At 72.2% G+C, this 10,271-nt stretch carries 11 protein-coding genes and 1 riboswitch; of the genes, 5 read left to right on the forward strand and 6 right to left on the reverse strand.

The genetic code is table 11. The features are described from left to right. The coding region (locus AOK00_RS22980) for a hypothetical protein (RefSeq protein WP_055602190.1) at nucleotides 1–842 on the reverse strand (842 nt) is incomplete at its 3' end. Between the two features lie 91 nt (nucleotides 843–933). Between AOK00_RS22980 and AOK00_RS22985 the strand changes: the two genes are divergently transcribed. Then, nucleotides 934–1,239: a hypothetical protein gene (locus tag AOK00_RS22985; protein WP_055602191.1), complete on the forward strand. Its 306-nt coding sequence runs from the start codon at nucleotides 934–936 to the stop codon at nucleotides 1,237–1,239. Between the two features lie 14 nt (nucleotides 1,240–1,253). Continuing rightward, entirely contained in the window at nucleotides 1,254–2,438 is a 1,185-nt protein-coding gene (locus AOK00_RS22990) for a glutathionylspermidine synthase family protein (protein ID WP_055602192.1), read from the forward strand. A gap of 30 nt (nucleotides 2,439–2,468) precedes the next feature. Here AOK00_RS22990 and AOK00_RS22995 read toward each other — a convergent pair whose 3' ends face one another. After that, on the reverse strand, nucleotides 2,469–3,164 hold the full coding sequence (locus AOK00_RS22995) for a polysaccharide deacetylase family protein (protein WP_055602193.1): 696 nt from the start codon (nucleotides 3,162–3,164) through the stop codon (nucleotides 2,469–2,471). 91 nt (nucleotides 3,165–3,255) lie between these two features. Next, complete coding sequence (gene rocD / locus AOK00_RS23000; protein WP_055602194.1) at nucleotides 3,256–4,464, reverse strand: ornithine--oxo-acid transaminase; 1,209 nt, start codon at nucleotides 4,462–4,464, stop codon at nucleotides 3,256–3,258. A gap of 122 nt (nucleotides 4,465–4,586) precedes the next feature. Continuing rightward, nucleotides 4,587–4,677: riboswitch (ZMP/ZTP riboswitch) on the forward strand. Nucleotides 4,678–4,750: 73 nt separating this feature from the next. On the opposite strand from rocD, the gene glyA reads away from it, so the two are divergent. Beyond that, a complete protein-coding gene (glyA, locus tag AOK00_RS23005) occupies nucleotides 4,751–6,028 on the forward strand; it encodes a serine hydroxymethyltransferase (protein ID WP_055602195.1) in 1,278 nt (425 codons plus the stop codon). Between the two features lie 21 nt (nucleotides 6,029–6,049). Here glyA and AOK00_RS23010 read toward each other — a convergent pair whose 3' ends face one another. Continuing rightward, nucleotides 6,050–6,847 carry a hypothetical protein gene (locus AOK00_RS23010; protein ID WP_055602196.1) on the reverse strand — a complete coding sequence of 266 codons (798 nt, stop codon included), beginning with the start codon at nucleotides 6,845–6,847 and terminating at the stop codon, nucleotides 6,050–6,052. Further along, nucleotides 6,840–7,448, reverse strand: a complete 609-nt coding sequence (locus tag AOK00_RS23015; RefSeq protein WP_055602197.1) for an RNA polymerase sigma factor — start codon at nucleotides 7,446–7,448, stop codon at nucleotides 6,840–6,842. Before AOK00_RS23015 ends, AOK00_RS23010 begins: the two co-directional genes overlap by 8 nt. Nucleotides 7,449–7,504: 56 nt before the next feature. On the opposite strand from AOK00_RS23015, the gene trpS reads away from it, so the two are divergent. Together trpS and AOK00_RS23025 are read left to right on the forward strand one after the other, a co-directional pair. Then, entirely contained in the window at nucleotides 7,505–8,518 is a 1,014-nt protein-coding gene (gene trpS / locus AOK00_RS23020) for a tryptophan--tRNA ligase (RefSeq protein ID WP_055602198.1), read from the forward strand. A 91-nt stretch (nucleotides 8,519–8,609) separates the two neighbouring features. Further along, complete coding sequence (locus AOK00_RS23025) at nucleotides 8,610–9,200, forward strand: 2'-5' RNA ligase family protein (protein WP_055602199.1); 591 nt, start codon at nucleotides 8,610–8,612, stop codon at nucleotides 9,198–9,200. Between the two features lie 71 nt (nucleotides 9,201–9,271). Here the strand turns inward: AOK00_RS23025 and AOK00_RS23030 are convergent, their stop codons facing one another. After that, nucleotides 9,272–10,027: a decaprenylphospho-beta-D-erythro-pentofuranosid-2-ulose 2-reductase gene (locus AOK00_RS23030; RefSeq protein WP_055602200.1), complete on the reverse strand. Its 756-nt coding sequence runs from the start codon at nucleotides 10,025–10,027 to the stop codon at nucleotides 9,272–9,274. Between the last annotated feature and the right edge of the window lie 244 nt (nucleotides 10,028–10,271).

Here is a 10,271-nt window from a genome sequence, read left to right on the forward strand (position 1 = left end):
GCCGCCCCCGCCTCCACCGTCCGCCCGCTCGCGTCCACCTCCGGCGGTTCACCGAAGCGGGCCAGGGTCAGGGAGCCCGCCACCGCGATCGCGAAGCCGGTGACCGCGAGCCAGCCCAGGCCCTCCCGGGTGGTGTCGCCGAGCCAGGCCACCCCGATGATCGCGGGGCCGACCGTCTCGCCGAGCACCGCGCCCGCCGTCGCCGTCGTCACCGAGCCGCGCTGGAGCGCCGAGGTCAGCAGCACGAACGCGGCCCCGCCGCCCACCAGGAGCGCGTACCAGACCGGATCGGCGAAATCGATGCCGTCGATCAGCCGGACCGCCACCTCCACCACCCCGAAGCCGAAGCCCGCCCCCAGGCCGAGGACGAGGGCGCGGGGCTTCGCCGGCAGCCGCCCGCCCACGACGCCGAGCAGCAGCACCCCGAAGGCGCTCGCGAGCAGCGCCCAGGGCAGCCAGTCAGGGCCGCCCTGGTGGCCCTCCTTCCCGGAGGCGAGGGCCAGCAGCGCGAGTCCCGCGCAGACCACGCCCACCGCCGTCCACTCCACCCGGCTGAGCCGCACCCGCAGCACCCGGGAGGCGATGACCGCCGTGACCGCAAGACTCGCCGCGAGGGCGGCGCCGACCACGTAGATGGGCAGGGTCCGCAGGGCCACGATCTGCAGGACGAAGCCGAGGCCGTCCATGCTGAGGCCGGCGATGTACCGCCACTGTCGCAGCGCCCGCCACATCAGCGCGAGGTCGACCCCACCACCGGTCCCCGGTGTCGTGGCGCGGGCCGCCATCGCCTGGAGGACGGAGGCCGCGCCGAAGCAGACGGACGAGGCGAGCGCACAAATCATCCCGAGTAGCACGAAATGACTCTAGGCGCTGCGGCTGGAATTGACCGGCCTACACTGTGCGGTCGCGACTGCGAAGGGGAGGGCCAGGGACATGCGGAGGCTGAGGTCGAGCACGGTGGTGCTCGGCGGGATGGGTGTGCTCGCGGCGACGATCACCGCGTGCGGATCCGATCCGGACAAGCGGTGTGTGGACCCGGTGACCCGGGAGACGCTGCCCAGCTACGAGTGCGAGAGCGGCGGTGGCGGCGACGACGACGACGACAACGGCGGCACCACCCACCGGGGCTCGTACTACTACGGCGGCTCCATACGTGACAACCGCGTGAGCGGCGGCAGCTTCGACAAGAAGGCCGTCGACACCGGCGGCTTCGGCTGCTCCGGTTCCGGCGGCGGCTGAGAGAGGTCCGGCAGATGCGACGGCACACCATCGAGCCCAGGCCCGGCTGGCAGGAGACGGTGGAGGAGCAGGGGCTCGTCTACCCGCTGACCCGTTACCCGGACGGTTCGCTGCGTCCGTACTGGGACGAGAGCGCGTACTACTCCTTCAGCCTGCCCGAGGTCGAGGCCCTTGAGGAGGTGGTCGAGGAGCTGCACGCGATGTGCCTCGCGGCGGCCGCGCACATCGTCGAGCGTGACCGGTTCGCCGAGCTGGGGATCACCGATCCCAAGCTCGCGTCCCTGGTCGCCGAGTCCTGGCGGCGGCGGGCCGAACTCCCTTCCCTGTACGGGCGGTTCGACCTGCGCTACGACGGCACCGGCCCGGCCAAGATGCTGGAGTACAACGCCGACACCCCCACCTCGCTCGTGGAGGCCGCGAGCCCGCAGTGGTTCTGGATGGAGGAACGGTTCCCCGGCGCCGACCAGTGGAACTCCCTCCACGAACGGCTCGTCGACGCGTGGCGGAAGCAGGCCCGTCTGCTGCCTCCCGGCCCCCTCCACTTCGTCCACTCGGACGGCGACGAGCTCGGCGAGGACCTGATGACGGTCGCGTATCTGCGCGAGACCGCCCAGCAGGCCGGGCTCGACACCGAGGCGCTCTCCGTCGAACGGATCGGCTGGGACCGGCTCTCGCGCCGCTTCGTGGACGACCGGCTCCGGTTCATCCGCAGCTGCTTCAAGCTCTACCCGTGGGAGTGGCTGACCACCGACCGCTTCGGCCGGCACGTCCTGGACACCCTCGACAACGGCGGCGGCACCGGCACCACCTGTTGGATCGAGCCCGCCTGGAAGATGCTGCTCTCCAACAAGGCGCTCCTGGCGATCCTGTGGGAGCTGTACCCGGGCCACCCCAACCTGCTGCCCGCCTACCTCGACGGACCGCGGGAACTCGCCACGACCGCAGGGTGGGTCGCCAAGCCGCTGCTCGGCCGCGAGGGCGCGGGCGTCACCCTGCACGAGGCCGGCACGGAGCCGTTCGTACGGGACGGGGAGCCCTGCTGCTACCAGGAGCTGGCCCCGCTGCCCGACTTCGACGGCAACCGGGTGGTGCTCGGCGCGTGGGTCGTCGAGGACGAGGCGGCGGGACTCGGCATCCGGGAGTCGTCGAGCCTCGTCACCGACGAGTACGCCCGCTTCCTCCCGCACGTGATCCTGTAGGGGGCGGGCCCTGCCTTCCGGCCGCTCCCGCTACTCGGGGACGTACTCCCTGAGCGGCGCCGGCCTGAGGCCCGCGGCCTCGGCCGCCGCCAGGGCCCGCGTCAGGTCCTGCTCCAGGGTCTCGTTGAAGTGCAGCAGGATGATGTCGCCGGCCTTGAGGGCCGGCGTCGGCGGGGTCCACTGGCCCCAGGTGGTGAGGTCGTACGTCCATGTCACCAGCGCCTTCGCCCCGCAGGCGCGGGCCGCGGTCCGGGTGGTGGCGTCGTACACGCCGTACGGCGGGCGGAGCAGCCGGGGGCCGTCGCCGAACTGCGCGAGGTGCTGGTCGCGCGCCCCGCAGACCTCCGCCTTCTGGCCGGCGGCGTCGAGGGTGGTCAGGTCCGGGTGGTTGACCGTGTGGTTCTCGACGCGGGAGGGGCCCTGGTTCAGCAGGGTGTGGAAGTAACCGGAGTCGTACGAGTAGGCGCCGGGCAGCAGGAAGAGCGAGGCGGGCACCCGGCGGTCGAGCAGCAGCTTCGCCGCGGCGGGGTCGTGGAACCAGCCGTCGTCGATGGTGATGAAGACGACCGGGTCGGTGGTCTCGATGTGCGAGACCACCGGGACGGGCTCGGGCCAGGCCGCCCTCGGGGCGGCGTGCGCGGGTCCCGTGACCGCGCCGAGGAGCGCGAGGGGGACGGCGGCGGCGAGCGCGGCACGCGCGGCGTGACGCAGACGGAGTCTCAGCATGGCGGCATCATTGGCCTAGACCAACTGCCGTGTCAATGGCCCGAGTTGCCCCGGCCCGGCCCGCGGTCGCCGTCCCCTCGAACGGACGTCGTCACTCCTCCGACAGCACGCCCCTCAGCTGCTCAAGACCCCAGTCCAGGTCCTCCTTCGAGATGACCAGCGGCGGCGCGATCCGGATCGTCGAGCCGTGGGTGTCCTTCACCAGAACACCCCGCGCCATCAGCTTCTCCGAGATCTCCCGGCCCGTGCCGCGCGACGGCGCGATGTCCACCCCGGCCCACAGCCCGCGACCGCGCACCGCCTCCACCGCCCCGCCGCCCACGAGCAGCCCCAGTTCCGCGTGCAGGTGCTCGCCCAGCTCCGTCGCCCGCTCCTGGTACTCGCCCGTCCGCAGCATCGCGATCACCTCCAGGGCCACCGCGCAGGCCAACGGATTCCCGCCGAACGTCGACCCGTGCTCACCCGGCCGGAACACCCCGAGCACATCCCGGTCTGCGACCACCGCCGACACCGGCACCACCCCGCCGCCCAGCGCCTTCCCCAGGATGTACACGTCCGGCACCACGCTCTCGTGCTCACACGCGAACGTCCGGCCCGTCCGGCCCAGACCCGACTGGATCTCGTCCGCCATGAACAGCACGTTCCGCCGGCGGGTCAGCTCCCGCACCCCCGCCAGATAGCCCGCCGGCGGGACCAGGACCCCCGCCTCGCCCTGGATCGGTTCGAGCAGCACCGCCACCGTGTTCTCGGTGACCGCCGCCTCCATCGCCGTCAGGTCCCCGTACGGCACGATCTCGAACCCCGGCGTGTACGGACCGAAGTGGTCCCGCGCCTCGTGGTCCGTGGAGAAGCTGACGATCGTCGTCGTCCTGCCGTGGAAGTTGTTCGCCGCCACCACGATCTTCGCGTGCCCGTCCGGCACGCCCTTCACCTCGTACCCCCACTTCCGGGCGGTCTTCACGGCCGTCTCGATCGCCTCCGCCCCGGTGTTCATCGGCAGCACCGCCTCCTTCCCGCACAGCTCGGCGAGCCGGGTGCAGAACTCGGCGAACCGGTCGTGGTGGAAGGCGCGCGACGTCAGCGTCACCCGCTCCAGCTGGGCCTTCGCCGCGTCGATCAGACGCCGGTTGCCGTGCCCGAAGTTGAGCGCCGAGTAACCGGCGAGCATGTCGAGATAGCGGCGCCCCTCGACATCGGTCATCCAGGCGCCGTCCGCCGAAGCGACGACGACCGGCAGGGGGTGGTAGTTGTGAGCGCTGTGCGCCTCCGCCGAAGCGATCGCGTCTTGTGTGCTCGACACGGGATCTCCGTTCGTCCTGCGGCTCGGGGGGTGACCCCGACGAGGGGGTGTGGCCCCTGTTTCTATCGTCGCTCGGATGCCGGACCGGGAAACCTCGCGCGCGGCGCGCCCGCTACTCTGAAAACACGCACGGCGACTGGCGCACGGGGAAGCGACCCCGGGGGAGCCGTGCGCGGCAGACCACACGAGACGCCGCCCGCCTGGGCGTCACGGGACCGAAGTCCCGCGTGGCGCCGCGCCTCTCACGCAGTGCCCCGGGACCCACCGACGCCCGGAGGACTCCACCATGACCACGCCGCAGCACCAGTACACGCACCCCGCGCTCGCCGCCGCCGACCCCGAGCTCGCCGCCCTCGTCGGTGCCGAGGAACGCCTCCAGGCCGAGACCCTGCGCCTCATCCCCAGCGAGAACTACGTCTCCGCCGCCGTCCTCGAAGCCTCCGGCACCGTTCTCCAGAACAAGTACAGCGAGGGCTACCCCGGCCGCCGCTACTACGAGGGCCAGCAGAACATCGACCAGGTCGAGACCCTCGCCGTCGAGCGCGCCAAGGCCGTCTTCGGCGTCGACCACGCCAACGTGCAGCCCTACTCCGGCTCCCCGGCCAACCTCGCCGTCTACCTCGCCTTCGCCGAGCCCGGCGACACCGTCATGGGCATGGCCCTGCCCATGGGCGGCCACCTCACCCACGGCTGGGGCGTCTCCGCCACCGGCAAGTGGTTCCGCGGCGTCCAGTACGGCGTCCGCCAGGACACGGGCCTCATCGACTTCGACGAGGTCCGCGAGCTCGCCCTCAAGGAACGCCCGAAGGTGATCTTCTGCGGTGGCACCGCGCTGCCCCGCACGATCGACTTCGCGGCCTTCGGTGAGATCGCCCGCGAGGCCGGTGCCGTGCTCGTCGCCGACGTCGCCCACATCGCCGGCCTGATCGCGGGCGGCGCCCACCCGTCCCCGGTCCCGCACGTGGACGTCATCTCCACGACCACCCACAAGACCCTGCGCGGCCCGCGCGGCGCCATGCTGATGTCCCGCGAGGAGCACGCCAAGGCCCTCGACAAGGCCGTCTTCCCCGGCCTCCAGGGCGGCCCGCACAACCAGACCACCGCCGCCATCGCCGTCGCCCTCCGCGAGGCGTCCCTGCCCTCCTTCCGCGACTACGCCCACGCCGTCGTCGCCAATGCCAAGGCCCTCGCCGAGGCGCTCCTCGCCCGCGGCTTCGACCTCGTCTCCGGCGGCACCGACAACCACCTGATCCTGATGGACCTCACGCCCAAGCAGGTCCCGGGCAAGATCGCCGCGAAGGCCCTCGACCGGGCGGGCATCGTCGTCAACTACAACACCGTCCCCTACGACCCCCGGAAGCCGTTCGACCCCTCGGGCGTCCGTATCGGCACCCCCTCCCTCACCTCCCGGGGCCTCACCACGGAGCACATGGACCAGGTCGCCGAGTGGATCGACCGCGGTGTCGCGGCCGCCGGCGCGGGCGACGAGCAGGCCCTCGCCGCCGTCCGCGCGGAGGTCGCCGACCTGCTGACCGCCTTCCCCGCCCCGGGCCTCCCGGTCTGACCCCCGGGGCCGGGCCGGCCGTCAGCCGCCGACCGACTCCGCCGTCCGCCGGGCCTCCTCCCGGTCCGGTATGCCCTCCAGCCGGAAGGTGAGCGCGCCCCCGTTCCTCGTCCAGAGGAGCGTGGGGCCCGCCGTGCGGACCTCATGGGTCCAGGCCGTGCCCGTCCCGTCCGTCATCGGGAACGTCAGCAGATGCGGGGCCGCGAACCAGTACCCCTGCGCGCCGTCCGGGAGATCGACCCACTCCGGCTGCGTCCGCACCTGCTTGGCGAAGCCGATGTCCAGCCGGGCCGGGAACTCGTCCAGCCGGACCGTCCGCTCCCCGTCGCGCCAGCACAGACTGATCACCGCCCGGCCCCGCTCGGCCGACCCCGTCACCGCCACCGCGTCCGGCGCTCCGAGCGCCCTCGGTATCAGCGGCTCGAAGCCCGCGAGCCGCCCGGCCTCCGCCGGCGGCACCGGTTCCGGGCACCCCGGCACCGGGCCCCCGGCCGGGACGTGCCGCCCGTCCGGGTCGTACCGCACGGCGACCCCGCCGAAGCCGAACCACTCCGCCACCGTCGCCCGCACAGGCGGGGTGAGCACCAGGACGATCAGCACCCCGGACAGGCCCGCCACCAGCGCCCGCCACCGCGCCCGCGCCCAGCCCCGTACCGACGCCCACCCGTCCCGCCGACGGCGGACCGGCACCGGCGTCGGCACCTGCTCGGCGAGGAGCTGGGCGAGCACCCGCTCGGCCATCGACTCCCCGTCCACGTCCGGCACCCGCAGCCGCCGCCCCAGCTCCCTCAGCTCGTCCGGCAGACCCTCGTCAGCCACGCCCCTCACCTCCCTCCGGTCCTTCCGTCAGGCTCTCCCCGAGCACCAGCCCCAGCTTCCTCAGCGCCCGGCTCAGCCGGGACTTCACCGTCCCCCTCGGCCAGCCGAGCGCCCGGGCCGTCTCCGTCTCGTCCAGCTCCAGGAGATAGCGGTGGATCACCACCTGCCGGTGGTCCTCGCTCAGTCCGTCGAGCGCGTCGAGGAGCCGTCTGCTCCGCTCCCGCTCCACCGCGGCGACCGCCGGGTCGGCCGACTCCGGTATCCGCGGCTCGCCCCCGAGCAGGTCCGCCTCCCGGTCGGCGACGGCCCGCTGCCGACCCGCCGACCGCACTGTGTTCCTGGTCTCATTGACGACGATCCGCAGCAGCCACGGCCGGAACGCCGAGCCCTCCTTGAAACGCCCGAGCGAGCGGTACGCCTTGAAGAAGGCCTGCTGCACCACGTCCTCGGCCTCCGCGCCCGCGCCGCACGCCACCGCGGCTCTCAGCGCGACCGCCGTGTACGCGCGGACCAGCGCCGCGTACGCCTCCGGCTCCCCGGCGCGTACCCGTGCGATCACCGCGGCCTCGTCGTCGACCAGGCCCCCCTCCCGCGTCCTCACACTCTTGATACACCGGCAGTCCGGGATCGGTTCCCACACCTGAGAGAATGATGTGCATGGCCTCTGACAGTCCCCGCGTGCTCTCCGGAATCCAGCCCACGGCAGGCTCGTTCCACCTCGGCAACTACCTCGGCGCCGTCCGCCAGTGGGTCGCCCTCCAGGAGACCCACGACGCCTTCTACATGGTCGTCGACCTGCACGCGATCACGGTCCCGCAGGACCCCGCCGAGCTGCGCGCCAACACCCGGCTCGCCGCGGCCCAGCTGCTCGCCGCCGGTCTCGACCCCGAGCGCTGCACCCTGTTCGTCCAGAGCCACGTCCCCGAGCACGCCCAGCTCGGCTGGGTCATGAACTGCCTCACCGGCTTCGGCGAGGCCTCCCGCATGACCCAGTTCAAGGACAAGTCCGCCAAGCAGGGCGCCGACCGCGCCACCGTCGGCCTCTTCACGTACCCGATCCTCCAGGTCGCGGACATCCTGCTCTACCAGGCCGACCAGGTCCCGGTCGGCGAGGACCAGCGCCAGCACATCGAGCTGACCCGCGACCTCGCCGAGCGATTCAACGGCCGCTTCGGCGAGACGTTCACGATCCCGGCGCCGTACATCCTCAAGGAGACCGGGAAGATCTACGACCTCCAGGACCCGACGATCAAGATGAGCAAGTCGGCGTCCACGCCGAAGGGCCTCATCAACCTCCTGGACGACCCGAAGATCAGCGCGAAGAAGGTCAAGAGCGCGGTCACCGACACCGACACGGTGATCCGCTTCGACCCGGAGAACAAGGCCGGCGTCTCCAACCTGCTCACGATCATGTCCACGCTCACCTCCACCTCCGTCGAGGACCTGGAGAAGAGCTACGAGGGCAAGATGTACGGCGCGCTCAAGACGGATCTCGCCGAGGTCATGGTGGACTTCGTCACTCCGTTCCGGACCCGCACCCAGGAATACCTGGACGACCCGGAGACGCTGGACTCGGTCCTGGCCAAGGGCGCCGAGAAGGCCCGCGCGGTCGCCGCCGAGACGCTGGCGCAGACGTACGAGCGCCTCGGCTTCCTGCCGGCCAAGCACTGAGACCAAGGACCCTGGCCCAAAGGGTGGTGCAGGCCGCACACTGGCGGCTGCACCACCCGACACAAGTCGACCGACGACGGAGGAGAACGACGTGGGGACCGTAACGCTCGGCGTTTCGATCGCGGTCCCGGAGCCCTACGGCAGCCTGCTTCAGGAGCGGCGCGCCGGCTTCGGGGACCCTGCCGCGTACGGCATTCCCACGCACGTCACCCTGGTCCCGCCGACGGAGGTCGCCGGGGAGCGGCTGCCGGAGATCGAGGCGCACCTCGCGGCGGTCGCCGCCGACCACCAGCCGTTCCCCGTGCGCCTCAAGGGCACCGGGACCTTCCGTCCGCTCTCCCCCGTCGTCTTCGTGAAGCTGGAGGAGGGCGTCCCCCTCTGCAACCGGCTCCAGCACCGGATCCGGGACGAGGCGGGCCCCCTCGCGCGCGAGCTCCAGTTCCCGTACCACCCGCACGTCACCGTCGCGCACGGCATCTCCGAGGAGGGGATGGACCGGGCGTTCGAGGAGCTCGCCGGGTACGAGGCGGCCTGGACCTGCCGCTCGTTCGCGCTGTACGAGCAGGGCTCGGACGGGGTCTGGCGGAAGCTGTACGACTACGAGTTCGGCAGCGGCCGCCCGATCTCGGCGGTCCCCGCGCAGGGTGGCAGCCCGGTGGACACACCGACGCCCACGGCCTAGAGCCGCACGCAGGTACGCAGTACGCAGGTACTGCTTGGTGCTTGGTGCTTGGTACGTCGGTACTCGGTGCGTCACACCGGAAGGCGCCGGAACAGCGGCCTCGGCACGTGCCGTACCGCCGCCATCACCATCCGCAGCGCACCCGGCACCCACACCGTCTCCGAGCGCCGTCGCAGCCCCAGCTCGATCGCGCTCGCGACCGCCTCCGGCGTGGTCGCGAGCGGCGTCTCCGCGAGCCCGGCCGTCATCTTCGAGCGGACGAACCCGGGCCGTACGACCATGACGTGCACCCCGGTGCCGTGCATCGCGTCCCCGAGGCCCTGGGCGAAGGCGTCGAGCCCCGCCTTCGACGAGCCGTAGATGAAGTCGGCGCGGCGGGCCCGCTCGCCCGCCACCGACGAGAGCACCACGAGCGAGCCGTGCCCCTGCGCCTGGAGCGCGGCGGCGCACACCAGGCCGGCCGAGACCGCTCCCGTGTAGTTGGTCTGCGCGACCCGGACGGCTGCGACCGGGTCGGACTCGTCGCGCGCCTGGTCGCCGAGGACCCCGAAGGCCAGCAGCACCATGTCGATGTCGCCCTCGGTGAAGATCTTCCCCAGCCGCTCCTCGTGCGACTCGGTGTCGAGCGCGTCGAAGGGGACGGTGTGCACGGCGGCGCCCAGCGCCCGCAGTGAGTCCGCCGCGGCGGCGAGCGCGGGGGAGGGGCGCCCGGCCAGCCAGACGGTACGGGTGCGGCGGGCGATCATCCGGCGGGCGGTGGCGAGCCCGATCTCGGAGGTGCCGCCGAGGACGAGCAGGGACTGCGGGGCGCCGATGACGTCCTTCATGGGGTCTCCTAGAGGTCGAGGTGGCGGAGAGGTCCGAGGTGAGGGTGGGTCCGAGGGTCACGTGGCGGGTGCCGGGGAGGCCCCGGTCCAGGCCGGTCCAGGCCAGGACGTGGGTCTCGACAGCCATAAGGGTGACCGTATAGCCGCGTCTGTCGCTTATGCCGGTATTGCAGAGCGGTTCGTCGAAATGGGTGATTAAAGGAGTGTCGGGAAAGAATCCCCGAAGCCCCCGAAGCCCCCGAAG

It is taken from the genome of Streptomyces aureus (assembly GCF_001418135.1).
Taxonomy (GTDB): domain Bacteria; phylum Actinomycetota; class Actinomycetes; order Streptomycetales; family Streptomycetaceae; genus Streptomyces; species Streptomyces aureus_A.